Source organism: Streptomyces sp. NPDC030183 (genome assembly GCF_055573455.1).
Genome location: NZ_JBVIBK010000002.1, coordinates 374,529 through 398,671, shown reverse-complemented (window position 1 = coordinate 398,671; position 24,143 = coordinate 374,529). Strand labels below are relative to the sequence as shown.

General features: G+C 72.8%; 23 protein-coding genes. 16 read left to right on the top strand and 7 right to left on the bottom strand.

Going from position 1 to position 24,143, the window contains the following annotated elements:
• The first annotated feature begins 65 nt into the window (after positions 1 to 65).
• From ACZ4Z2_RS04640 to ACZ4Z2_RS04610, 7 genes are all read left to right on the top strand, one after another.
• On the top strand, positions 66 to 1,568 hold the full coding sequence (locus ACZ4Z2_RS04640) for a type III PLP-dependent enzyme domain-containing protein (protein WP_468072296.1): 1,503 nt from the start codon (positions 66 to 68) through the stop codon (positions 1,566 to 1,568).
• A 366-nt stretch (positions 1,569 to 1,934) separates the two neighbouring features.
• Positions 1,935 to 2,333, top strand: a complete 399-nt coding sequence (locus ACZ4Z2_RS04635; protein WP_055538428.1) for a hypothetical protein — start codon at positions 1,935 to 1,937, stop codon at positions 2,331 to 2,333.
• The gene (locus ACZ4Z2_RS04630; protein ID WP_468072294.1) at positions 2,330 to 3,328 is read left to right on the top strand and encodes a hypothetical protein; all 999 of its coding nucleotides are present in this window, start codon (positions 2,330 to 2,332) and stop codon (positions 3,326 to 3,328) included. The genes ACZ4Z2_RS04635 and ACZ4Z2_RS04630 overlap by 4 nt, the downstream gene beginning before the upstream one ends.
• Positions 3,329 to 3,365: 37 nt before the next feature.
• Positions 3,366 to 3,977 (top strand): roadblock/LC7 domain-containing protein, encoded by a 612-nt coding sequence (locus tag ACZ4Z2_RS04625; RefSeq protein ID WP_468072292.1) that lies wholly within the window; start codon positions 3,366 to 3,368, stop codon positions 3,975 to 3,977.
• 16 nt (positions 3,978 to 3,993) lie between these two features.
• Positions 3,994 to 4,368 carry a roadblock/LC7 domain-containing protein gene (locus ACZ4Z2_RS04620; RefSeq protein WP_033524857.1) on the top strand — a complete coding sequence of 125 codons (375 nt, stop codon included), beginning with the start codon at positions 3,994 to 3,996 and terminating at the stop codon, positions 4,366 to 4,368.
• Between the two features lie 156 nt (positions 4,369 to 4,524).
• Positions 4,525 to 5,217: a lipoprotein gene (locus ACZ4Z2_RS04615; protein WP_468072290.1), complete on the top strand. Its 693-nt coding sequence runs from the start codon at positions 4,525 to 4,527 to the stop codon at positions 5,215 to 5,217.
• 125 nt (positions 5,218 to 5,342) lie between these two features.
• Entirely contained in the window at positions 5,343 to 6,707 is a 1,365-nt protein-coding gene (locus ACZ4Z2_RS04610; protein WP_468072288.1) for an APC family permease, read from the top strand.
• Between the two features lie 65 nt (positions 6,708 to 6,772).
• Here ACZ4Z2_RS04610 and ACZ4Z2_RS04605 read toward each other — a convergent pair whose 3' ends face one another.
• The 3 genes from ACZ4Z2_RS04605 to ACZ4Z2_RS04595 all read right to left on the bottom strand — a co-directional run bounded on the left by ACZ4Z2_RS04605 (position 6,773) and on the right by ACZ4Z2_RS04595 (position 9,004).
• Positions 6,773 to 7,369 (bottom strand): hypothetical protein, encoded by a 597-nt coding sequence (locus tag ACZ4Z2_RS04605; protein ID WP_468072286.1) that lies wholly within the window; start codon positions 7,367 to 7,369, stop codon positions 6,773 to 6,775.
• Between the two features lie 178 nt (positions 7,370 to 7,547).
• Positions 7,548 to 8,426, bottom strand: a complete 879-nt coding sequence (locus tag ACZ4Z2_RS04600; protein WP_468072284.1) for a MurR/RpiR family transcriptional regulator — start codon at positions 8,424 to 8,426, stop codon at positions 7,548 to 7,550.
• Complete coding sequence (locus tag ACZ4Z2_RS04595) at positions 8,423 to 9,004, bottom strand: aromatic amino acid lyase (protein WP_468072282.1); 582 nt, start codon at positions 9,002 to 9,004, stop codon at positions 8,423 to 8,425. Before ACZ4Z2_RS04595 ends, ACZ4Z2_RS04600 begins: the two co-directional genes overlap by 4 nt.
• Positions 9,005 to 9,199: 195 nt before the next feature.
• On the opposite strand from ACZ4Z2_RS04595, the gene ACZ4Z2_RS04590 reads away from it, so the two are divergent.
• Entirely contained in the window at positions 9,200 to 9,649 is a 450-nt protein-coding gene (locus ACZ4Z2_RS04590; protein ID WP_468072281.1) for a hypothetical protein, read from the top strand.
• Between the two features lie 398 nt (positions 9,650 to 10,047).
• Here the strand turns inward: ACZ4Z2_RS04590 and ACZ4Z2_RS04585 are convergent, their stop codons facing one another.
• On the bottom strand, positions 10,048 to 11,442 hold the full coding sequence (locus tag ACZ4Z2_RS04585; protein ID WP_468072279.1) for a cystathionine beta-synthase: 1,395 nt from the start codon (positions 11,440 to 11,442) through the stop codon (positions 10,048 to 10,050).
• 158 nt (positions 11,443 to 11,600) lie between these two features.
• Between ACZ4Z2_RS04585 and ACZ4Z2_RS04580 the strand changes: the two genes are divergently transcribed.
• The 3 genes from ACZ4Z2_RS04580 (at position 11,601) to ACZ4Z2_RS04570 (ending at position 15,365) form a co-directional block, all read left to right on the top strand.
• Positions 11,601 to 12,689 carry an SGNH/GDSL hydrolase family protein gene (locus tag ACZ4Z2_RS04580; protein WP_468072277.1) on the top strand — a complete coding sequence of 363 codons (1,089 nt, stop codon included), beginning with the start codon at positions 11,601 to 11,603 and terminating at the stop codon, positions 12,687 to 12,689.
• Between the two features lie 390 nt (positions 12,690 to 13,079).
• A complete protein-coding gene (locus ACZ4Z2_RS04575) occupies positions 13,080 to 14,300 on the top strand; it encodes an acetyl-CoA C-acetyltransferase (protein WP_468072276.1) in 1,221 nt (406 codons plus the stop codon).
• Positions 14,301 to 14,582: 282 nt separating this feature from the next.
• Positions 14,583 to 15,365: a hypothetical protein gene (locus ACZ4Z2_RS04570; protein WP_468072274.1), complete on the top strand. Its 783-nt coding sequence runs from the start codon at positions 14,583 to 14,585 to the stop codon at positions 15,363 to 15,365.
• A 28-nt stretch (positions 15,366 to 15,393) separates the two neighbouring features.
• On the opposite strand, the gene ACZ4Z2_RS04565 is transcribed toward ACZ4Z2_RS04570, so the two are convergent.
• Positions 15,394 to 15,705 carry a hypothetical protein gene (locus ACZ4Z2_RS04565; protein WP_468072272.1) on the bottom strand — a complete coding sequence of 104 codons (312 nt, stop codon included), beginning with the start codon at positions 15,703 to 15,705 and terminating at the stop codon, positions 15,394 to 15,396.
• A 103-nt stretch (positions 15,706 to 15,808) separates the two neighbouring features.
• Here ACZ4Z2_RS04565 and ACZ4Z2_RS04560 point away from each other — a divergent pair, with 103 nt between their 5' ends.
• Positions 15,809 to 16,039 (top strand): DUF4287 domain-containing protein, encoded by a 231-nt coding sequence (locus tag ACZ4Z2_RS04560; protein ID WP_009338122.1) that lies wholly within the window; start codon positions 15,809 to 15,811, stop codon positions 16,037 to 16,039.
• Between the two features lie 101 nt (positions 16,040 to 16,140).
• Here ACZ4Z2_RS04560 and ACZ4Z2_RS04555 read toward each other — a convergent pair whose 3' ends face one another.
• Complete coding sequence (locus tag ACZ4Z2_RS04555) at positions 16,141 to 17,022, bottom strand: Bax inhibitor-1/YccA family protein (RefSeq protein ID WP_468072270.1); 882 nt, start codon at positions 17,020 to 17,022, stop codon at positions 16,141 to 16,143.
• A gap of 369 nt (positions 17,023 to 17,391) precedes the next feature.
• Here ACZ4Z2_RS04555 and ACZ4Z2_RS04550 point away from each other — a divergent pair, with 369 nt between their 5' ends.
• The 4 genes from ACZ4Z2_RS04550 (at position 17,392) to ACZ4Z2_RS04535 (ending at position 20,547) form a co-directional block, all read left to right on the top strand.
• Positions 17,392 to 17,964 (top strand): YbaK/EbsC family protein, encoded by a 573-nt coding sequence (locus ACZ4Z2_RS04550; RefSeq protein ID WP_468072268.1) that lies wholly within the window; start codon positions 17,392 to 17,394, stop codon positions 17,962 to 17,964.
• Between the two features lie 383 nt (positions 17,965 to 18,347).
• Positions 18,348 to 18,929, top strand: coding sequence for an NADPH-dependent FMN reductase (locus ACZ4Z2_RS04545; RefSeq protein WP_468072266.1), 582 nt, complete (start codon positions 18,348 to 18,350; stop codon positions 18,927 to 18,929).
• A gap of 56 nt (positions 18,930 to 18,985) precedes the next feature.
• Complete coding sequence (locus ACZ4Z2_RS04540) at positions 18,986 to 20,104, top strand: hypothetical protein (protein WP_468072264.1); 1,119 nt, start codon at positions 18,986 to 18,988, stop codon at positions 20,102 to 20,104.
• A 194-nt stretch (positions 20,105 to 20,298) separates the two neighbouring features.
• Complete coding sequence (locus tag ACZ4Z2_RS04535) at positions 20,299 to 20,547, top strand: hypothetical protein (protein WP_468072262.1); 249 nt, start codon at positions 20,299 to 20,301, stop codon at positions 20,545 to 20,547.
• Between the two features lie 119 nt (positions 20,548 to 20,666).
• Here the strand turns inward: ACZ4Z2_RS04535 and ACZ4Z2_RS04530 are convergent, their stop codons facing one another.
• The gene (locus ACZ4Z2_RS04530; RefSeq protein WP_468072260.1) at positions 20,667 to 23,687 is read right to left on the bottom strand and encodes an AfsR/SARP family transcriptional regulator; all 3,021 of its coding nucleotides are present in this window, start codon (positions 23,685 to 23,687) and stop codon (positions 20,667 to 20,669) included.
• Positions 23,688 to 24,143: the final 456 nt, after the last annotated feature.

The window sequence follows — 24,143 nt, the reverse complement described above, 5'->3', positions numbered from 1 at the left end:
GTGGATGTTTGGCTGGACACACTGGGTGCATGGGCCCGGGAACGACACCACCACGGGGGGACGAGATGGGAGACGCGACGCGCGGGGCCGACGGGACGGGGCCCGCCGCCCGGCGTGACGGGGCGGCGGAGGATCCCGCCGCGCGGCGGGAGGGCGCGCCCGGGGGCCGCGCTCCCCGGCCGGACGGGGACGCCGAGGCGGACGCCGAGCGCACGCTGCGGCTGTTCGAGACGGACGACGAGCGCGCGGCCCGGCGGGACGACGCCGTACGGGCGGCCGTGGAGCAGGGGCTGCTCGGGCCGGGCACGCCGCTGATCGGACTGCTGGACGTCGCCGGGATCCGGGCGTCGGCGGCGGCACTGCGGCGGGCCTTCGACGAGGTGACGGCGCCCGGCACACCGGTGCTGCACGCGTTCGCGGTGAAGGCGACGCCGTTGGTGCCGGTGCTGCGGCTGCTGCGCGAGGCGGGGATCGGCGCGGAGGTCGCGAGCCCCGGCGAGCTGGCCCTGGCGCGGGCGGCCGGGGTGTCGCCCCGGGAGACCGTGCTGGACTCCCCCGCCAAGACGCCGGCGGAGCTGCGGGAGGCGCTGGCGCTGGGCATCGCCGTCAACGCGGACAATCCGCAGGAGCTGGACCGCATCGACGCGCTCGTCCGCTCGGCCACCACCCGCTCACCTCTCGGTATCCGGGTGAACCCGCAGGTGGGCGGGGGCGCGATCGACGCACTGTCCACCGCGACGGCCACCTCGAAGTTCGGGGTGCCGCTCCGGGACGAGGGCGCCCGCGAGTGGGTCGTACGGGCGTATCTCGAGCGGCCCTGGCTGAGCCGGCTGCACGCGCACTCCGGGTCGCAGGGCGTGCCGCTGTCGCTGATGACCCGGGGGATCGCCGAGACCTACGAACTGGCCGAGGAGATCAACCGGCGGATCGGGCGGCAGCAGATCGACACGATCGACATCGGCGGCGGGCTGCCGGTGAACTTCGCGTCGGAGGCGGCGACACCGACGCACGCGCAGTACGCGCGCCTGCTGGCGGAGGCGGTGCCGGGGCTGTTCGACGGGCGGTACGGCCTGGTCACCGAGTTCGGCCGGTCGCTGCTCGCGAAGCACGGGACGGTCGTCGCGCGCGTGGAGTACACCAAGAGCGCGGGCGGCCGGGCCGTCGCGGTCACCCACGCGGGCGTGCAGGTGGCGACACGGACGGTGTACGCGCCGGGGGCGTGGCCGCTGCGGATCGCGGCGTACGACGGGAAGGGCCGGGTGAAGGACGGGCCGGCGGTCGTGCAGGACGTCGCCGGGCCGGCCTGCTTCGCCGGGGACCTCCTCGCCCGGGGGCGCTCGCTGCCGCGCCTCGAACCGGGGGACTACGCGGCGGCGCTGGACACCGGGGCGTACTACTTCGCGCACCACTACGGGTACAACTCGCTGCCCAGGCCCGCGATCTACGGCTATGCGCCCGGTGAGGGCGAGGGCGGGGTGCGTTTCGCGGTGATCCGGCGGGCCCAGACGACGGAGGAGGTCGTCGCGGAGGCGGGCGGCGGGGAGCGCTCGGGACTGCTGGGACTCTGACGCCGGCATTCCGTGCGGCCCGCAGGGGCGTTCGCGGTCGGCCGCGCGGTTCCCCGGCCTCGGCGGGGACGCGGTGGGGGGCGCTCGGGATGTCGGGTGCTTCCCTTCGCGCGCCCCTCGATCCCCCCAGAATGGGGGATGCCCGGCGGGCCGGGCGGCGGCCGTATGCGAGTCGGCCGCATAGTCCCACCTCAGCGCACCGACGGCCCTCCCGCAGCTCAACAGCGGTGAAAACGAGGCAAGTCGACCCACCCTAGACCCCCCTCCGCATGTTCCGCCGGAAAATGCCAGAACACTCACCCCTCGCGCACACGTTGCGTAGCGTCTGCGTCACTCAGCCGAACCGCAGGCAGGAGGGGAGCCACGGTGCCCGGAATCGACGAGTGTCTGGTGGAGGCCATGAGGCTGCCCGGTGCCCTGGGCGCCGCGGTGGTCGACTGGACCAGCGGACTGGCGCTGGGCACGGTCGGGGACGCGCCCGGCGGTGACCACGAGACGACCGCGGCGGAGGCGGCGGAACTGGCCCGGCTCGCGGCGGAGCACCGGGCCTTCGCCCCGGAGGAGGGGTCGGACTGGTCCGGGGCCGACCTTCCGGTCGAGGACCTGATCGTCAGCAACCGGGACACGTACCACGTGCTGCGGTTCGTGCGGACGACGTTCGACAGCAGTGTCTTCCTGCATCTGTGGCTGGCCAGGTCGGACGGCAATCTCGCGCTGGCCCGGATCCGGCTCGGCGAGATGGCGGGGCGGCTGGTGCTGGCATGAGCGTGATCACCGCATCGGCGCCCCCGCTGCCCGTCCGCGGGGAACACACCCGGCACGCCGTCTCCCCGATGCTGCACCGGCTCGCCGCCGAGCGGGCCACCGGCGTGCTGCTGCGCGAGTCCGGCTCGCTGTATCTGTCGGACGGCGAGGTCGTGCACGCCGAGAGCCCCCGCTCCCCCGGGCTCGACGTGCTGCTCAGCGCCGGTGGCGTCCTCGACGGCGACGGCTGGCGGGAGGCCGTCGACACGGCGGGGGCCGGGCTGCGGGTCGGGCGGTTCCTCGTGGACAGCGGCCGGGTCGCCAAGGGCACGCTGGAGCTGTGCCACGCGGGCGCCCTGTTCGACGCGGCGTACTTCGTGCTGGGGCCGAGCAGCGCCCCGGCCCGCTTCCGCTACGGCGCCGCGCACTGGCTGGGACCGATACGCCCGGTGCCGGTGGCCGCGGTCACGCGGGAGGCGCTGCGCCGCCGGGACCTGCTGCACCGCATCTGGCCCGACCCGACGACGGACGACGCCCCCCTGATGCGGGCGGTCGGCCTCTCCTCACCACCGGTCCCGGTCCGCCAGGGGGCCGTGCTCGACCAGATCAACGGCTTCCGCACCGCCGCCGACATCTCCCTGGCCCTCGGCCGGCCCACCTTCCACACCCTGGTGGCCGTCCGCCGGCTGGCCGCGGCGGGCCTGATCTCCCCCGCTCCGCCCGCCCCACCCAACCCGCCCAGAACACCGCCGGCACCGGACAGCGTCCCGGGCGCCGCCTCGTACGGCACCCCGTACGCCGCCCCGCACGGCTCGTCGGCTGTGACGGCCGCCGCGCCCGTCCCCACCGTGCCGCCGGCGGCAGACGCCCCGGCGGTCCACACCCCGCCGGTCCACACCCCGCCGCACCTGGCACCCGTCCCCGCCCCCGTCCCCGCCCCGCCGTGGCCCCTGGTCACCGCCGACCCCGACATCGCCCTACTGCAAAGGCTCAGGGATGCGCTGGAGGCCCTTTGAGCGGCAGCGGGAGCGCCCCGCCGAGAGGAGATTACCCATGGCCGCCGAGGCGGAAGTCCTCGACGAACTGCACCGGTTGCGGGCCCGTGTGCCCCAGCTCACCGGGGCGCTCGCGGCCAGCGTGGACGGGCTGGTGCTGGCCCACGACACCCCCGGCGTGGAGCCGGAGGGCCTGGCCGCGCTCACCGCCGCCGCACTGGGCGTCGCCGTACGCATCACCGACGCGGGCGGCCGGGGCGACCTCCGCGAACTGCTGCTGCGCGGCGAGCAGGGCTATGTGGCGACGTACGCGGCGGGCGCCTCCGCCGTGCTCACGCTGCTCGCCCAGGACCGGGTCAACGTGGGCCGGCTGCATCTGGAGGGCCGGCGGACCGGCACCCGGATCGGCGAGCTGGTGGACGCCTCGCCCCGCCGCGCGGCCGACCCGGTCCTCGGCAGGCCCGCGATCAGGCCCCCGGCCGACACCGCAGGCCGGGCCCCGGCCAGGTCCCTCGCCCAGACCCCGCCCCCGGGCACCGAACCGCCCCCGTCGCAGACGCCGTCCCGGGCCACGGTCAGGTCGACCATGCCCCGCCGGACACCCGGCGCCACGACCTCCCGATCCACCCCCCGAACCGCTCCCAACGCACCGAGTACGTCAGAGAGTTGAAAGGACACCGCACACCATGGCCAACACCGAGACCGCACTCAAAGAGGCCCTCGCGTCGATCGAGGGCGCGACCGGCGCCGCCCTCGTCGACTACACCAGCGGCATGGCACTGGGCACGATCGGCGGCAGCAAGGGTTTCGACCTCACCGTCGCCGCCGCCGGCAACACGGACGTCGTCCGCGCCAAGTTGCGCACCATGGAGCACCTCGGCCTCAAGGGCGAGATCGAGGACATCCTGATCACCCTGTCCGACGCCTACCACCTGATCCGGCTGCTCACCGGCCGCGGCGGCAACGGCCTCTTCCTGTACCTGGTGCTCGACGCCAAGCGGGCCAACCTGGCGATGGCCAGGCACCAGTTGAAGAGGATCGAGGCGGAACTGGAGGTCTGACACCCGAAGTCCCACCCACGAGGCGGCGCACCCCGACCGGGGCGCGCCGCCCAGGTACGTCCCCGGGCCGCGGCCGCATGACAGCACACCCGTACGAACTTGGCGTACCCCCTCGGCTACCGTGTCCGCTTCGGATCGAGAGCGGACGAGGAGAGGGTGACGGTGCGAAGAGCGGTACGGGGGGCGGCGCTCGTCCAGGTGGCGGTGCTGGCCGGTCTGCTGGCGGGGTGCTCGGAACCGGCGGAGGACAGCGGGACCAAGCCGTCGGCCTCGGCCAGCGGGGCGGCGGACTCCGCCGGCCGGCGCGAGGGGGACGACGTCGCCGTGCGCGGCGGCTCGGTCGGGAAGAAGGGTTCCGCCTGCGAGCTGCCGGTGTCCTTCGACACGGCGGAGAACTGGAAGGCGGAGGCCGTCGACGCCGGGGCGGAGGGCGGGGACGAGGTCGCCGCCGAACTGGCCGAGGCGCTGCTGCACCAGGGCCCCTTCACCGCCGCGTGCGAGATCGACGCCAAGCCCGCCGGGAACATCGGCTTCATCCGGGTGTGGACCGGCGAGGCGGGCGCGAAGGCCGGTGACGCGCAGGCCCTGCTGCGGGAGTTCGTGAAGGCCGAGGGCGCCACGAGCAAGGCGAAGTACAGCGACTTCTCCTCCGACTCGAAAGTGTCCGGCGCCGAGGTCGAGTACCTCTACACCAGTGAGGCCCTGGAGGAGACGAAGAAGGAGCGGGCCTTCCTCACCGTGACGCCGCGGGGCCCCGTCGTCGTCCACCTCGGCGGCTTCGACACCCGGGAGCACGAGGACATGCTCCCGGCGTACGAGCTGGCCAAGCGGACGCTGCGCGCCAGCTGAGCCGGACCTCGGGCCCGGCCTCGGGCCAACCTCTGGTCAACCTCTGAGAATCGCTCGCACAGGCATCCACGGCGCGGCACAGGGCAGAACTCCCCCGGACGGATCACCGATCGGGGGAGGTTCTCTTGTCCACCACCGGAACGACCGCCGGAGCGCCCGCGCCCGCGCAGGAGCCCGGCCTCAAACGGGTGCTCGGCCCCAAGCTGCTGATCCTCTTCGTGATCGGCGACATCCTCGGCACCGGCATCTACGCGACGACCGGCAAGGTCGCCGGGAAGGTCGGCGGGGCCCTCTGGCTGCCCTTCGTCATCGGCTTCGTCGTGGCGATCCTGACGGCGGCCTCGTACGTCGAACTGGTCGGCAAGTACCCGAAGGCGGCCGGGGCGGCCCTCTACACCCAGAAGGCGTTCAAGCTGCCCTTCCTGACGTTCATCGTCGCGTTCATGGTGATGTGCTCGGGCCTGTCGTCGGCGAGCGCCGCCGCCCGCGCCTTCAGCGGCGACTACCTGGGCGAGCTGACGAACGACGCGCTGCCGCCCACGCTGGTCGCCATCGCCTTCATCGTCCTGCTGGCCGCCCTGAACCTGCGCGGCGTCTCGGAGTCGGTGAAGACGAACGTCGTCCTGACCCTCGTCGAGCTGACCGGGCTGGTGATCATCCTCGCGATCGGCGCGTGGGCGGTCCTCCACGGCGACGGGGAGCCGTCGCGCCTCACCGAGTTCGAGGCGAGCGGCTCGGGATACGCCCTGCTCACGAGCGTCCTGGGTGCCACGGCCCTGGGGTTCTTCGCCTTCGTGGGCTTCGAGGACTCGGTGAACATGGCGGAGGAGACCAAGGACCCGGTCAGGACGTTCCCGCGCGCGATCTTCGTCGGGGTGGCGGTGACGGGCACGATCTACGTCCTGGTGGCGCTGGTGTCGTCGCTGCTGGTGGACCACGAGACGCTGGAGGGCTCCAGCGGGCCCCTGCTCGAAGTGGTGAAGGCCGGCGGCGTGGACTTCCCGCACAAGCTCTTCGCCCTCATCGCGCTGTTCGCGGTCACCAACTCCGCGCTGATCAACATCATGATGGCCTCCCGCCTCTGCTACGGCATGGCCAACGAACGCATCCTGCCGCGCGGGATGGCTCGGGTCCTCCCCCGCCGCCGCACACCGGTCGTGGGCATCGTCTTCGTCACCGTCCTCGCGATCGGCCTGGTCTCCACCGGTGAGATCGAGGGCCTCGGCGACACGACCGCCTTCCTGCTCCTCTGCGTCTTCGCCACCGTCAACATCGCGGTGCTGGTCCTCCGCAGGGACCGGGTGGACCACGCCCACTTCCGCACGCCGACGGTCCTCCCGGTCCTCGGCGCCGTCACGGCCCTCGTGCTCGCGAGCCCGCTGGCCGACCGGCCGGCCGAGGTCTACGTCCGCGCGGCCGTCCTGCTGGCCATCGGCATCGCCCTGTGGGCGGTGAACAAGCTGGTGCTCAGGGTGCGCGGCGAGGTCTGACCTCCCGTCGGCGGCGTCCGCCCGGACGCCGCCGCGCTCTCCCTTCGGCAGAGGCGAGGAGCGGTCTACACGCGCCCCGCCGTCATCGCCCTCGCCGGTCGCCTGCCGCCGCCGGGGCCCGCGTCGCCCGCGCCGGCGCCCGTCGAGCGGTAGCCGGTCACGCGCTTGCCGGCGGGGGCGCCGCCGCGGGACGACAGCCAGTCCACGCGGACCCAGAGGAGGTGGCCGTCGGCGCGTTCCCGGCGGCCGAGGCGGCCCGCCTTGAGCCACAGGCCGGTGCCGGCGCCGGCGAGGAGCATCCCGCCCGCCGCCGGGACGGCGAACGACGACGCCACCGCCGCGGCGAACGCCAGCGACAGCCACCAGCGGTGTCCGCGCCGCCAGTTCCGCAGGGTCACCGCGCGGTCCTGGAGCACATCGTGCTTGCCCGCCCGCGCGGCCCCGCGCGCCAGTTCCGTGTACCGCCCCCGCCGCAGCGCCGCGACCACCACGGCCGTGACCAGGAACAACGCCGCTCCGGCGAGCACCCCGATCCGCCGTCCGGTCAGCCCCGAGGGCACCAGACCGGCACCCGCCGCCACCACTCCGAGCCACCACATCGGTGCCGCCCCGGCCCGCACCACGACGGCCACCCGAGCCAGCCCCTGTCCTCCGCGCGCCACTCTCCCGCCTCCCGTGTCCCAGGTTCGGTTTCCCTGTCGTACGTCAGTCGCCAGGCACGTTAACCAGCGAAGGTGAAACGTGCCTGAGAAAGCGAAATACCACTGACCGGCCCCGAACCCAAGAGGTGCCGCCGCACGAACGAGGCGTCACCCGGCGATCCGCCGCACGCAGGGCGCGCTACTCCACGAACAGTCCCCGGGCCGCGGCCTTGGCGTCGAAGTCCTCCAGACTCGCCTGCGCCTGGGGAAGGTCGTCGCACATGGCCTCCAGCAGCACCCGGCCGAGCAGCATCGGCGCGCAGGCCGTGTCGAAGGCCAGCCCGGTCCCGACGGCGGCGGGGAGCAGCAGGTCGGAGACCTTGGCGACGGGCGCGAACGCGGAGTCGGCGACCGTGACGACCGTCAGCCCGGCCTCCTTGGCGTACGCGAGGATGTCGACGACCTCGCGCGGGTGCCGGGGCAGCGCGAAGCACAGCAGCGCGCTCGCGCCGGCGCGTACCGCCGCGTCGATCCGGTCGTGCAGCATGCTGCCGCCCTCGTGGAGCAGCCGTACGTCGGGGTGGACCTTCGCGGCGAAGTACGCGAAGCCGTACGCCTGGGCGGCGGCGGCCCGCAGCCCGAGCACCGGCAGCGGCCTGGACGCGGCGAGCAGCCGCCCGGCCCGGGCGACCGGGGCGGGGTCGGCGAGCGCCTCGGCCAGATGCCGCAGGTTCTCGATCTCGGCCTCGACGGCCTGCTGGTACTCGTTGAGGGCGGCGGCGGCCGAGGCGGGCTCGGCGGGCGCGACCTCGCGCAGATGCCGGCGCAGCGCCGGGTAGCCGTCGAAGCCGAGCGCCACGGCGAACCGGGTCACCGACGGCTGGCTCACCCCGGCGAGTTCGGCCAGCTCCACGCTCGACAGGAACGGCACGTCCGCGGCCCGCCGGACCATGCTGTGGGCGATCCGCCGCTGGGTGGGCGTCAGCCGGTGCCCCTCGAACAGCGTCTGGAGGCGCGCGGCGGGGCTGTCCGCACCGCCCGCCGCCCCCGTGCCGCCGGTGTTCCGCTCGGCGCTCATGACGCGCTCCCCCTCTGCGTTCCTGCCTGCACCTGCGTCCGGGCGTCCGCCGGGACATCCGTCCAGATCTCCGTGAACCGGTCGAGCAGTACGGCCGCCGCGCCCACATCGTTCGTCAGCGGCCGGTCGGCGGTGTCCGCGTCGAGCACGGCCTCGGCCAGTTCCAGTGCCCGCGCGACCGGCAGCCCCGGCTCGGGTCTCAACTCACGCTGACGCAACGCCCGTACGGCGGCGACGAGTTCGCAGCCCACGACGAGGCGGTACGCGCCGCACGCCCGCACGGTCTGCCGGGCGGGCAGTTCCTCGCCGATCGCCCCGGCGTGGCTGCGCAGCAGCCGCAGGCCGTGCTCGGCGGCGGCCTCGGTGGGCACGGCCTCGGTGCGGTTGGCGCCGACGCCGGTGGAGCGGCCGTAGACCCGCCCGATGGCCGCGATGCGCCGGGCGGCGTCCCAGGACTCCTCGACGCGGCCGAGCGCCCCGCCGTCGGGGACGGGCCGCGCGTGGCCGTCGGCGAGCCGCACGACATCGGCCACGCCGAGCCCGCGGCCGTCGAGTACGACGAGCCCAGTAGCAACCACCCACGACCTCCCTCGGCCGGCTCCCCGACCCCACCCTATTCAGCCACCGAGAACTCTGCATGACCCTATGCAGCCCCTTCAAGGCACACCCCTGCACGACCACCGAGGGAGAACGGTGGGACGGGGGCTGGGCTCAGGGGGAACAGGGGGGCTGTCCCCAGTGTCGGGGGGCCGGGCGGTGCCTACCGTGAGGGTATGACCGGAATGGATGGCCGTGACGTGCAGCTCGGGGACGCCGAGCTCAAGAAGGAACTCGCCGCGACCCTGCACGCGCGCAGGGAGCTGGGTGAGGACTACGAGTCCGCCCTCGTGGAGTCGTTCCTGGAGAAGGTGGACCAGCGGATCGACGGGGCGGTCGACCGCCGGGTCCGGCGCCAGGTCGCGGAGCAGCAGATGGTGGTGGCCCGCGGCCCCCGTTCCCCCAGGTCCACCGACTCCTGGGGCGAGCGCTACGGCTTCGGCGTCGTCTCCCTCGTCGTCGCCATCCCGCTCTCCGGCATCGGCGGCGGCGTGGCCGAACTCCCCGGCCTCTTCGTGACCTGGGCGGGCATCGTCGGCGTGAACGTGGCCTGGGCCCTGCGCACGTCCCCGCGCCTGGGCAGGCGGAAGGCCGACAGGTCCGGTGACCCGGACTGGCAGGAGTAGGAGTGCGCCGCGCGTAGAAGTATGCGCGGGGACCGCCGCACCCCCGTGTGACGGGGGGCGGGACGACGGCGGTCCCCGCGGGGACGCGGGCCGGGTCAGGCCGGGCTTCGCGTCCGTGGCGTCCATGGAGGTCCGGGAGCCGCTCCGGAGGTCCTTGACGCCGTTTCGGGTGCCGGCCGGGGCGGGGAGCCTCCCCCAGTGCTGAACGTTTGGGAGGTACCCCCACCGCCCTGCCGACACCCACTAATGTGCCGGGCCCGTGTTAAGCGGGTGCTGCGCGGACGTGACGCGCTCGTACCACTTCTGCGAAGTCGCACGCGATACCCGCGCAAATCTTCACCCTTGGGGCCCTCTTGGAGTGATTCCTCCCGGCCGGCCTCCCGCTCGGCCCTGTCCGCCTACTGCCTGACCCCGTCCTTGGCGAGGAACGACAGCAGGTCCTGCCGGCTGACGACCCCGGTTGGCTTGCCCTCGACCAGCACGATCGCCGCGTCGGCCCGGCCGAGCACGGACATCAGGTCGCCGACCGGCTCACCGGAACCGACCTGCGGCAGCGGCGCCGACATGTGCTTCTCCAGCGGGTCGTCGAGCGAGGCCCGCTGGGTGAACAGCGCGTCGAGCAGCTCGCGTTCGACGACGGAGCCCACGACCTCGGCGGCCATGACGTCCGGGTGCCCGGCGCCCGGCTTCACGATCGGCATCTGGGAGACGCCGTACTCGCGCAGCACGTCGATCGCCTGACCGACCGTCTCGTCCGGGTGCATGTGGACGAGCGAGGGGATGGAGCCGCCCTCCTTGTGGGTGAGGACGTCGGCGACACGGGCGCTCGGCCCCTCGTCCTCAAGGAAGCCGTAGTCGGCCATCCACTCGTCGTTGAAGATCTTGCTGAGGTAGCCGCGCCCGCTGTCGGGGAGCAGGACCACCACGACGTCGTCCGGTCCGAGCCGCTCGGCGACGCGCAGCGCGGCGACGACCGCCATGCCGCAGGAGCCGCCCACCAGCAGGCCCTCCTCCTTGGCCAGCCGCCGGGTCATCTGGAACGAGTCCTTGTCGGACACGGCCACGATCTCGTCGGCGACGGTCCGGTCGTACGCCGTCGGCCAGAAGTCCTCGCCGACACCCTCGACCAGGTACGGCCGCCCGGAGCCGCCGGAGTACACGGAACCCTCGGGGTCGGCGCCGACGACCTGGACGCGGCCGTCGCTGACCTCCTTGAGGTAGCGCCCGGTGCCGGAGATGGTCCCGCCGGTGCCGACGCCGGCCACGAAGTGGGTGATGCGCCCCTCCGTCTGCTCCCACAGCTCAGGGCCGGTCGAGTGGTAGTGCGACTCGGGATTGTTGGGGTTGGAGTACTGGTCCGGCTTCCAGGCGCCGGGCGTCTCGCGCACCAGCCGGTCGGAGACGTTGTAGTACGAGTCGGGGTGCTCGGGGGCGACGGCCGTGGGGCAGACGACGACCTCGGCGCCGTACGCGCGCAGCACGTTGATCTTGTCGGTGCTGACCTTGTCGGGGCACACGAAGATGCACTTGTACCCCTTCTGCTGCGCGACGATCGCGAGCCCGACGCCGGTGTTGCCGCTGGTGGGCTCGACGATCGTGCCGCCGGGCCGCAGCTCGCCGCTCTTCTCCGCCGCCTCGATCATGCGCAGGGCGATGCGGTCCTTCACGGACCCGCCGGGATTGAAGTACTCAACCTTGGCCAGGACGGTCGCCTGGATGCCCTCGGTCACGCTGTTGAGCCTCACGAGCGGGGTGTTGCCGACGAGGCTGATCATCGAGTCGTGGAATTGCACCGTTGTCTCCGGAGCCGCAAAAGTGATGGTCTTGATGTCCCGCCAGCCTAAGCCCCGCCCCTCTTGATCTCCTCACTGTTCACTCGCCGCATGGATTGGCCGAGGGCCGCTACGGGGCAATGAGTGGGTGTACGGCTACGAGGAGGTGGCGGCGGCGCATGTCGAGCATGTCCAGAGCGAGGGTGGCCCGGCGCATCGCGGCGGGCGCGGCGTACGGCGGCGGCGGCATCGGACTGGTCGGTGCGGCGGCCGTCGGCGTACTGCTGGCCGAGGTGCGGATGGCCAAGCGGGCCGTCGGCAACGGCAACAGTCCGCACCCGCCGAGCGCGGAGGGCCTCTACGGCCGCTCCTACGGCAGGGGGTACGGCCGCCCCTTCGGCCCGTTCGCCCCGTACGACGGCGCGTACGACGCCTCCGACGACCCGCCGCTCCGTCTGGTCATGCTCGGTGACTCCACCGCCGCCGGGCAGGGCGTCCACCGGGCCCGGCAGACGCCGGGCGCCCTCCTCGCGTCGGGGCTCGCGGCGGTGGCCGAACGCCCGGTGGAGCTGCGGAACGTCGCGCTGCCGGGTGCCCAGTCGGACGACCTGGACCGCCAGGTCGCGCTGGTGCTGGAGGACCCGGCCCGGGTCCCCGACGTCTGCGTGATCATGATCGGCGCGAACGACGTCACCCACCGCATGCCGCCGACCCGCTCGGTGCGGCACCTGTCGGCCGCGGTACGCCGGCTGCGCACGGCCGGCGCGGAGGTCGTCGTCGGCACCTGCCCCGACCTCGGCACGATCGAGCCCGTGCAGCAGCCCCTGCGCTGGCTCGCCCGACGGGCCTCGCGGCAGCTGGCGGCCGCCCAGACGATCGGCGTCGTCGAACAGGGCGGCCGCACGGTGTCGCTGGGCGACCTGCTGGGCCCCGAGTTCGCGGCGAACCCGCGCGAGCTGTTCGGCCCCGACAACTACCACCCCTCGGCGGAGGGGTACGCGACGGCTGCGATGGCCGTGCTCCCCACCGTGTGCGCGGCGCTCAACCTGTGGCCCGCGGAGGAGGAGCGTCCCGATGTCTCCCGCCGCGAGGGCTTCCTGCCGGTCGCCCGGGCGGCCGCCGAGGCGGCGTCCGAGGCCGGCACGGAGGTGACGGCGGCGATGCCGACGGGGCCGCGGGGGCCGTGGGCGCTCCTGAAGCGGCGCCGTCGCCGGCGGGTGCCGGCGACGGACCCGGCCCCCACGACGGCGGCCGAACCGTCCGCGTGACGCCGGGCGCCTGGCAGCTCGGGGGGCGGGCGGTTTGGCGGGTGCGGGTGGGTGGGGGCTGGTCGCGCAGTTCCCCGCGCCCCTGAAGGCTTGGGCCTGCGGCCCCGCCTTCAGCGGGATGGCGCCGTCGAGAAGCACGGGGCGCAGTCCTGGTCGCTTTTCAGGGGCGCGGGGAACCGCGCGAACGGCCACGACGGGCCCGCACCCGCCAGAACCACCCGCACCCCCGGGCTACAAGGCGCCCGGCCCCAAAAAAGCAAGCGCTTAGAAAAGTGCGGCCGGTGTCACACCCCCATGCCCGTGACCTCGCCCATACGTACGGGTAACTTCCCCCACAGCCCTGCCCCCGCGCGCTACGGGGGGCACCATACGTACGCCAATGGAGCCGTGATGCCCGAAGCCGTGATCGTCTCAGCCGCCCGATCCCCCATCGGCCGCGCCTTCAAGGGCTCGCTCAAGGACCTGCGCCCCGACGACCTGACCGCCACCATCATCAAGGCGGCCCTGGACAAGATCCCGGCGCTGGACCCCAAGGACATCGACGACCTGATGCTCGGCTGCGGTCTCCCCGGCGGCGAGCAGGGCCACAACCTCGGGCGGATCGTCGCCGTACAGATGGGCATGGACCACCTGCCCGGCTGCACGGTCACCCGTTACTGCTCCTCCTCGCTGCAGACCTCCCGGATGGCCCTGCACGCCATCAAGGCCGGCGAGGGCGACGTCTTCATCTCGGCCGGCGTCGAGATGGTGTCCCGCAGCGTGAAGGGCACCAGCGACGGCATGCCCGACACCCACAACCCGCTCTTCGCCGAGGCGGAGGCCCGCACCGAGGCCGTGTCGAAGTCGGTCGGCGCCTCGTGGCACGACCCGCGCGAGGACGGCCTGCTCCCCGACCCGTACATCTCGATGGGGCAGACCGCCGAGAACCTGGCCCGCTCCTGGGGCGTGACCCGCCAGGACATGGACGAGTTCGGTGTCCGGTCGCAGAACCTCGCCGAGGAAGCCATCAAGAAGGGCTTCTGGGAGCGCGAGATCACCCCCGTCACGCTGCCCGACGGGACTGTGGTCAGCAAGGACGACGGGCCCCGCGCCGGCGTCACCCTGGAGGCCGTGCAGGGCCTGAAGCCGGTCTTCCGCGAGGACGGCCTGGTCACCGCCGGCAACTGCTGCCCGCTCAACGACGGCGCCGCCGCCCTCGTGATCATGTCCGACACGAAGGCCCGCGAGCTGGGCCTGACCCCGCTCGCCCGGATCGTCTCCACCGGCGTCTCGGGCCTGTCCCCCGAGATCATGGGCTACGGCCCGGTGGAGGCGTCCAAGCAGGCCCTCTCCCGCGCCGGCCTGACCATCGGCGACATCGACCTCGTCGAGATCAACGAGGCGTTCGCCGCCCAGGTGATCCCCTCGTACCGCGACCTGGACATCCCGCTGGAGAAGCTGAACGTCAACGGTGGCGCCATCGCCGTCGGCCACCCCTTCGGCATGACCGGCGCCCGGATCACCGGCACGCTGATCAACTCCCTCCAGTTCCACGACAAGCAGTTCGGTCTGGAGACGATGTGCGTCGGCGGCGGCCAGGGCATGGCGATGGTCATCGAGCGCCTCAGCTGACCGCCCCGCCGTCACCGCGGGGGAACCCGGCGTGACGCTGTGGCCCGGAGCCCCGGAATCCCGGGGGCTCCGGGCCGTTTTGTGATCCAATCTCCCCCAGGATGTGACCTATCTCCCCCGGGAGAGCGATTTACGCAGGTCAGAGCCGTTTCACCACGAAACACCCAGGCAAAGTCCTGTCCCTTTCGTGACGTTACGCACTGACAGCTGGTTAGTCCGCCCTTCAAGCTGATGTAGGAAGTCGGGGGTCGACTTTGAACCGGGAGTACGTCAGTGAGCGCCATGCCGATCGCCTTGCTGCTCACCACGGCCGCCACCGCCGCCGTGGGCGTCGCCGTCCTGCGCACCCTCAGCGGGCTGCGCCGTCAGGTCGCCGCTCTGCGGGACGAACTGGCCGAGAGCCGTCCCGCCGGTGCGCGGGCCGTGGTGCCCGCCGCCCGTCCGGCCGCGGACACGGAGGAGATACGCGCCGCCGTCGCCGAGGCGCTCGCCGAGGAGCGGGAGCGTGAGCTGGCCGAGGCGCGGGCGTTCTGGGCCGCCCAGGAGGCCCGTGACGCCTCCGACGCGCCCTCCCTGCTGGGTCTGCCCGACAGTGAGCTGTTCCTGCCCCGGCAGTCCGATTTCGCGGGTCTGGAGCATCTGGAACCGGTGACCGAGCCGAGCCTGGAGGGCGACGAGTTCGCCGGGGAGTCGGCGGAGCTGGCCGCGGCCCGCCGCCGCCACCCCTCGCACCCCGACTTCGTGCCGGTGCAGTCCCCGGTCACCAACGACCACGAGCGCACCGTCGCCTGTCTGGAGGACCTGGCCGCCTCCCGTACCGAGCTGGCCGACGTCCGTCCGGGCCCCCTCGGCACGCTCGACGTGTACGTCTTCGCCGACGGCACCACCCTGTGCATGACCCCCGGTCACCGGGAGACCGCCGAGCGCCTCGCCAGGGCCCTCCAGGCCGGTGACGCCCCGGTCCTGCTGGGCGGCTCGGGCATCTCGGGCGCGTACACCCTCACCTTCGAGTGCGGCGACGACGTGGTCTACATCCTGGCGGACCGGGTCATCGCATCCCTGTAGGCGATCCGCGAGGGGCGCCCGGCGGGATCTACACACCCGCTCGCTTCTGGGCCTCCTCCACCAGCGCCACCGCCTCCGCCAGCCCGGCCTCGTCGGTCAGGACCAGCGCGAGATCGTTCCCGGCGACCATCACCTGGTCCGCCGCCGCGAACATCCCGGCGTCCGGCATCTCCCGGGGTGGTTCGTCCGGGGTCTCCAGCCGCTGGGCACGCAGTGCCAATTCCCTGGCCAGCCCCAGTGCCTCCGCCGCGGCGCCACGCTGCAACCGGCTCTGCGGCGCGGCCCGCAACCGGTCGGCGAAATGGTCCACGGCACGGGTCAACGGCGTCGTATCAAGCACGCCGCGAGCGTACGCGCAGGAGCCGGACTGTTGCCAATACGCCGCCACTCAGGCAACGTGACCTGAAGGACCGGCTTACATTTCCTTTCGTCCGGAGGCGCCGATGTCCCAAGTCTTCTCCGAGGAGACCCATCGCAATCTGCTCGCCCGCATCCCCCATTGCACCGGTCGTGAAGTCTCCGACTGGCTGCGCAAAGTCGATGAAGGCCCCGCTCTCTTCAACTTCGAGGAGAAGGTCAGCTGGCTCCGGCACGAGTACGACCTCGCGTACGGCCACGCCAAGGCGATCGTTCATGAGTACGACCTGAGGAGGGCCGCGAGGAAGCTCCGCTGAGGGCGCCGTGACACCACGAAGGGCCCCCCGACCGTGAGGTCCGGGGGCCCTTCGCCTGACTGCGGGCGGGCGGGCGCGTGGCCCGCCCCCTGCCGGCCGTCCTAGTCGTCGCCGCTGAAGATGGCGACCAGACGGAGCATCTCGATGTAGATCCACACCAGGGTCATGGTGAGGCCGAACGCGGCCAGCCAGGACTCCTCACGCGGGGCGCCGTACGCGATGCCGTCCTCGATCTGCTTGAAGTCGAGGGTCAGGAAGAACGCGCCGAGCAGGATCGCGAAGATGCCGACGATCGCGCCGAGCGGGCCCATGCTGCGCAGACCGCCGTCGGGGGCGACCCCGAAGACGACCAGCAGGAGGTTGACCGCCATCACCAGGATGAACGCGATCGCGATGGTCAGACCGATACGGGCGTACCGCGCGGTGACCCGGATCCAGCCGGCCTTGTAGACCAGCAGAGTGGCGCCGGAGACGGCCATGGTGCCGAGCACCGCCTGGAAGGGCGCGCCGTCCCACTGGCTGTTGAACATCTCGCTGATCACGCCGAGGAACACGCCCTCGAAGGCGGCGTACGCGAGGATCAGCGCGGGCGAGGCCTTGCGCTTGAAGGACTGCACCATCGCCAGGACGAACGCGATCAGCGCGGAACCGATGGCCAGGCCCCAGCTGGTCGGCGAGACCGGCAGGAGGGCCCAGGCGAGGACGGCGCCGACGATGACCGTGCCGAGGGTCAGGCCCGTGCGCATGACGACGTCGTCCATCGTCATACGGCCGGTGGTGACCGGGGCCTGCGGCGGGGCGCCGTGCTGCAGGTCCTGCTGGGCGTACGGGTTCGTCGCGTACGGGTTGGCGCCCTGCTGGGCGTACGGGTTGCCCTGGGTGCCGACAGCTGCTCCCCCGGCCTGCGGCGCGGTGTTGAAGCCCGCGTAGCCGTTGTCGCGGCTGAACCCCCGTCGCGAGAAGACCGGGTTGCTGCTCCTCATTTCACTCCTCCATGGCCACCCTGCGTGGCCTTGGCTCAAGAGTAATAGGTAGGCAAAGGGATTGACTCTACTGCTCAGGGAGGATCTTTCCCCTGCCGTGTCATCGAACACGCTACGCGTCTCCCTGATTCCCCGCCCCGACCGCCTCAACCCCTGACCAAGCCGCTACCGGCCCGCGACCATTCGGAGATCAAGGGGGCGGCGCGGGCGGGCGTCGAGGCGGACTCCACCGCTCCTCCGGGCGCGCGGGGGCGGGGCGGGAACGAGGCAGGAGGGAAAGGGGAGGCGCGTCTGCGACCTTTCGGGTGCCGGCGGAAAGCACGCGACGAACCCGAGGGACGACCCGAGGAACCTAAGGAGAGGGATCCGGTGCCTACCCTGCTCGACACCGACCGCTCACGCGGTACGACGCCCGAGGCGTCGGCCGCGCCCGCCCCGGAGGCGACCGCTCCCGCCGCGGAGCACACCCGTGACTGGCCGCGCCTGCTGACCACGTTCGATCTGCGGGGGGCCCGCTACCGGGTCATCCCGCACGCGCCGGAGGACCGGGTCGAGGAGGCCAGCAGGCTCCGGGGCAGCCCCCTGGAGCAGTCGGCCCGGTGCCTCATGGTCCGGGTCAGGCGCGGCCGCCGCGTCATCCGGGACGTCGTCGCGGTGGTGCCGGGCGACCGGACGGTCGACCTGGTCGCGGTGGCCCGTCTGTTCGGCGGCACGGCGGCCTCGTTCACCCCACCGGAGGAGGCCGAGCGGCTCAGCGGGACCCCGCGGGGCGCCGTCCTCCCCTTCGCCTGCGGCCCCGAGCTGGAGCTCGTCGTCGCCCCGGCGCTGCTGGAGCACGAGGAGATCTACTTCACCGCGGGCCGCCTCGACCTGTCGGTCGCGATCCGGACCGAGGACTACAAGGTGCTCGCCCGCCCCCGGGTGGCGCGGATCGCCGGCTGAGCCGGCTCCGGTGCCCACGGCGGGGCTCCGGTCCGCGGCGGCGCCGTCGCGGTCCCCCTGACTCCCCGGCCGGTTGTCCCCCGGCCGGCCGGGGCTCCCACCCCGCGATCCACAGCTCCCCCACCCGCACCCGCCCCACCAGCGCCCAGACGCTGTGCGCCACCCCCCTGCTTCCGGGCCCCGCGCGAGACGGCTCCCCCCTTCCGTCCCACCGCGGGGCCCGGAATCCCCTTCCGGCCGACACCCCCGCCCCGCCCCCCATCCCGGGGAGGCGGGCGGGAACAGGACGGGAACGGGACGGGAACGAGCCCCGGCATGCTCGCCACTCAACGACCGGAGCCGGGTCGTGCGCCCGGACGGAACCTCGGAGAGGACCCAACGCCATGCCCAAGATCGTGCTCGCCTCCGGCAGCATCCGCCGGGAGTCGGCGAACGCCGCCGTGATCGCCACCGTCCGGCGGCTCCTGGAGCAGCGGGACGAGAACTACGAGGTCACGGAGCTGTCGCTGCGTCACTTCCCGCTCTTCGACGAGGACCTGGAGAGCACCGGCGGCACACCCGAACTGCTCGCCGCCAAGGCGGAGGTCGCGTCCGCCGACGTACTGATCATCAGCAGCCCCGCCTACAACGGTTACCCGTCGGGCGTCCTCAAGAACGCCCTCGACTGGCTGTCCCGGCCGGGCGACGCGGACCGCGCGCCGCTGGAGGGCCTGGCCACCGTCGTCGTCAGCGCCTCCCCGGGCCCGGCCGGCGGCGAGAACGTCCAGCCGCACGTGCGTCAGATCCTCGGCAACTGCGGCGCGAAGCTCGTCGACTGCGAGCAGGTGGCGGTCGGCAACGCGATCGCGCTCCGCACGCCCGAGGGCGTCATCACCGAGCCCTCCGTGGTCGAGGCCCTCGCCGGCCTGGTCGACGCGGTCGCCGGCCACATCGGCGCGGCGACGCCTCAGGAAGCGGCGGCGTAGCCGACCCGGTTACGGCTCCGGTCCCCCCACAACAAGAGAGAGGCGGGCTCGTGACCATGGGGGCTCGAACTGACGAAAGGCGGCTCCTGCTGGTGCTGCCCCGGCAGCGGCTCGTCCGTAAGGCCGTCGCCGCCGGATTCGACGTGTGGTCCCTGTGGGATCCGCGGCTCACCGACGCGCGGAGCCTGCGCCGGATCGAGGACGCCTCGCACGAGCTCCTGCTCACGGACCTCTCCGACGAGCGGGGGCTGCGTGCGTTGGTGCACACGACCGTGCGGCGGCACGGGATCGGCCATGTGCTGCATCTGTCCGCCGACGACGCGCTGGACCGGGTGCTGCCGGCGCTGGAAGAGGCATGGCGGCTCGGACGGGCCCCCAACCCGCCGTCCGCCGTCCGTGCGCTGAGCCGCGTCCGCCCCGCCCCTCATGATCCGATCCCTCGTCCCGGTCCCTCCGGCCCTGTGCCGGAGTGGCCGGGATTCAGCGTTCAGGCGTTCTCCACGCAGGGACGACATCAGGTCATCGGGGTGACCGCCCGGCACGGCACGGGCCACCTCCATCCGGCTCCGCCCGCGGCCCTCGACCGGCCGGCGGTGGACCGGCTGGTCACCCGCGTACTGGACGCCGCGGGGCACCGCTTCGGACCGGCGCACTTCGAGGTCGCGGCCACCCCGGAGGGCCCTCGGGTCCTTTCGGCGCGGGCCGGTCTGGGCGGTGACCGTATTCCGCTGCTCGTGGACATCGCCCGCGGCCTCGATCTCGAGGCCGCGGTGTTCGACTCCCTCCTGGGCAAGGAGTTGGGCCCGGTCCCCGAGGCCGCCCGTTTCGCCGCGATCGATTTCTTCCGCATACCCGCGGGGCGGCTGCGCACGGTCGCCGGAATCGACAGCATCTGCGCCCTGCCGTATACCCAGGCGGTGAATTTTCCCTATTCCCCGGGGGATTCCGTGCCGGTCCCCCATGGGACCGGGAACGGATATGTGGTCGTGTCGGGTGAAACGGCGGAGGAGGCGGCTCGGCGCAGCGGTATCGCACGGGGACTGCTGCGTGCCGACGTACGGAAGGAGAAACCGGTCGAGAAGCCGGTTTCGGGAACGGACGACAAGCCGGAGAAGGCACCGGGACGGGTCCCGGCGCAAAGACGGGTAGGAAGGCGGGAAGAGGCGCGGGAATGAGGCGGTAACGGTGCTGTTTTCCCAGCTCAGAGGCGAGGAAGACGCAGGTCGGAAGTCAGGAACGGCACGGGAGGAGGTACTGGAAATCTCGGTGGCGTCAGAGGAAATGACAACCACCGAAGGGGCACAGAATGCGCGGCAAGATGACCGGCGTGATCGGCGTTATCGCTACGGCTGGCATGTGGGGGATTGCTGTGACAGGTCCGGTCGGTTCTCTGCTGGCGGACGACCACGGGCCCTCCGGCGCATCCGCGCGACTCGTCCTCGCCGACGACCACGGCCCCTCGGTCGCGCCCCTCGACGACCACGGCCCCTCGGTCGCGGCGGCCTCCGGTCCGCTGAACGACGACCACGGCCCCTCGGTCGCGTCCGCGTCGGGGCCCCTGAACGACGACCACGGGCCGTCGGTCGTGCGGCGGTCGCCCGTGCTCCTGGCCGCGTGAACCACCCTGCACGCCGTCCCATCTGACGGCCACCGCACGGATCCGGGCCCCGGCCTCACCAGAGGCCGGGGCCCGACGTCTGTTCCGGCGCCGGTCACCGGGGACCGGCCGGGGCCGGGTCAGGCGAGCCGGCGGGCGTCGCGCGGTACTCCCATCTCGGCGAAGAGCTCGTCGGCCCGGCGGCGGTGCTCGTAGGCGGCGTCGACGTCGCCGAGTTCCTCGCCGGCCCTGGCGAGCCCGTGCAGGGCCTGTGCCGTCTCGTAGCGGAACGCTATGCCGGAGGCCAGGTCATGGGCGTTGCGGTGTCTGTCCCTGGCCTCGGAGAACTTCCCCAGCGCGCGCAGCACCCGTCCGGCCGCGTTCTCCACCGTGGCCCGGCGCGCGGTGGTCTCGGCGGCCGCCAGTTCCGTGGCGCGCTCGATGTAGGGCAGCGCCTGCTCGGGCCGGCCGAGCATCACCCAGGCGTCGGCGCAGTAGGACAGGATGAGGGCCGTGTTGGCGGGCTTGTTCAGCCGGTCGCAGAGTTCCAGGGCCTCGTCGAGCCGCTCCAGGGCGGTCTGCGGTCTTCGCAGGCCCAGCAGGGCCAGGGCCAGCGTCGACAGCGAGACGATCGAGTTGCTGATCTCCCCGATCTCCCGGTACAGCGCGAGCGAGCGGGTGGCCGCGTCGGCCGACTCCTGGTACCTGCCGAGCCGGGCGTTGACCGAGCTGAGCAGCCCGAGGCTCACCGCCTCCTCCCGCACCTCACCGAGCTCCTGCTGCACGCGGGCCGAGCCCGTGAGCAGTTCCAGCGCCTCGGCGAACTTGCCGAGGCTGTTGTAGACCTGGCCCAGCCGGCTCATGCACACGGCCTCGCCGAGCCGGTCGCCGGCGCGGGCGACGTCCAGCGCCTCCCGCAGATGCGCGGCGGACTCCTCGTACAGGCCGAGCCGCCACTGGCCCATCGCCAGGTTGGTCAGGCTGATGCGCAGCAGGACCGGCTGCCCGAGGCTGCGGGCGGCGGCCACGGCGGCCCGGTTGGTCTCCTGGAGGTCGTGGGGGTAGTTCCTGATGTGGGAGTGGAAGCCGAGGGCGCGCGGCAGGTAAGCGGCGTGCAGCAGATGGCCGTTCTCCACCGCCAGGTCCACCGCGGACAGCAGGCTGTCCCGCTGCCGGTCCAGCCAGTGGAGGGCCTCGTCGGCCGAGGCGAAGCCGGGGTGGAGCGGGCGGCCGGGCGGCAGGAACTCCGGGAACCGGGGCCGTTTCGGGAAGAGCGTGTCGCAGGCGTTCTCCGCCGTCAGCAGATAGTGGTCCAGGAGGCGTCCCACGGCCTGGTTCTCCTCCTCGCCGGCCTGCTGGGTGCCGAGCAGGCCCCGCGCGAAGCTCCTGACGAGATCGTGCATGCGGTACCAGCCGGGCTCGCGCTGTTCCAGCAGGTGGGCGTCGAGGAGATGCTCCAGGACCTCCTCGGCGTCGTGGGGATGGCAGTCGAGGAGCGCCCCGGCGTCCGCGGGGTCGATGTTCCGGCCCGGGTGCAGGCCCAGCAGCCGGAAGGCGGTGCGCTTGCCCTCGTCCATGGCCTGGTACGACATGCGCAGCACCACGGCGACGCTGCGGCCGGTGGAGTTGAGCTCGTCCAGCCGGCGGGTCTCGTCGCACAGCCGGTCCACGAGCCGCTGGATCGTCCAGTGCGAGCGGTTCCTGAGGCGGGCGGCGGAGATCCGGATGGCGAGCGGCAGTCGGCCGCAGAGCTGGATGAGCTGGGCGCACGCCTCCGGTTCGCGTTCCACCCACTCCCTGCCGAGGGTCCTGGCCAGCAGTTCGGTGGCGTCGTCGTCGGTCAGCACGTCCAGCGAGAGCCAGCGGGCGCCGTCCAGGTCGACCAGGCGGGGGCGGCTGGTGACGATGGTCAGGCAGTCGGGGGAGGCCGGGATCAGGGGCATGACCTGGTCGGCGGTGGCGGCGTTGTCGAGGACGATCAGCAGTCTGCGCTGCGCGGTGATCGAACGCCACAGCGCGGTACGGGCCGCGGGGTCGTCGGGCAGTTCCTCGCTGGGCACCCCCGCCGACGCCAGCAGCGCGTCCAGCGCGGCGGCCGAGCTGAGCGGCTCCTGGCCGGGGGTGAATCCGCGCATGTCGACGAAGAGCTGGCTGTCCGGCCAGTACGGGGCGAGCCGGTGCGCGGCCTGCACGGCCAGCGCGGTCTTGCCGCTGCCGCCCATGCCGTCGATGGCGATGATGTGCGCCCAGACGCCGTCCTTGTCGAGGGCCGTCTCCCGGATCCAGTCCATCTCGGCCGCCCGGCCGGAGAAGTCCCGCAGCGCGTACGGCAGCGTGCTCGGCGACGAGGGCAGGGCCGGGACCGGCGGCGCGGGCGCGGCGGAGGGCGTCGACGCGGGCACGGCGGGCACGGCGGGGAAGGACGGCGATGCGGGCGCGCCGGGCTCGGCCGGTGGCCGAGAAGGGGCGGCGGCGGGGGGCGGGGCCTGGTCCCGTACCGGCTCGGGGAGGGCCAGTTCGGGGCTCTGGCGCAGGATGTCCTCGTACAGCTTCGTCAGGGCCGCGCTGGGGTCGATGCCCAGTTCCTCGGCGAGCAGGTGCCGGACGCGCCCGTACTCCTCCAGGGCCTCGGCCTGCCGTCCCGTGCGGTACAGGGCCAGCATCAACTGCCCGCGCAGGGTCTCGCGCAGCGGGTGCTGGTTGACCAGCACCCGCAGCTCGCCGACGACCTGCGACGCCTCACCGGTCGACAGCTGGAGGTTGAACAACTGCTCGGCGGCCGCCAGGTGCTGCTCCTCCAGCGCCGCCGACGCCGCGTCGATGACCGAGCCGCCGAAGCCCGCCATCACCGGGCCCCGCCACAGCTCCATCGCCGCTCTCAGTTCTTCCGCCGCGAGGGCCCGACGGCCTTCCTCCACGGCTTTGCGCGCTCTTCGCAGGCGGGAGCGGTACTGGCTGAGGTCCAGCTGGTCCTCGCCCACCGACACCCGGTAGCCGGGCCCGTCGGTCAGGATCATCTCGGCCCCGCCCGGTATGCGCTGGCGCAGTTCGGCGACCGCCTTGCGGATCTGGTGCGAGGCGCTGATCGGCGGATTCTCGTCCCAGGCCGCCTCCACCAGACGGGGCACGGGAACGACGCGGTTCGCCTCCAGGAGCAGCATCACCAGTGTGCGCGATCGGAGGGCCCCGCCGAGTTTCAGCGGCGAGTCCTCGCACCAGCCTTCGAGAACGCCAAGGATTCGGAATCTCGGGCTCCGAATTTCTGCAGCACGATGTGCCATCTTCGCACAGCCCCCCGTCGACGATCTTTCAGGTCTGATCGACAGCTGCCAGATTCTACGCAGGCTTGTTCGATCGCATCAATTGATCCTTGTACGCTCCGCAACCGCAGTGTCACGGTAAACGCTTATTTCCTGTGACGACCCCCCGGGTCAACCGGTGGCTGTTTTCCACCCCTCGTTCCGGAGCGCCCGTTCTGTCCGCTTGGCCCGCCGCGCCAGCGACTTCCCGCCAAGCGGGACCGATGCGGAATCGCGCCGGGAAAGGCTCGGTACCGCCGACGGCCAGTGTGTTTTTTGGCCGGGAGTAGCCGCTCCGGTCGCCGTCCGGAGGGGGAA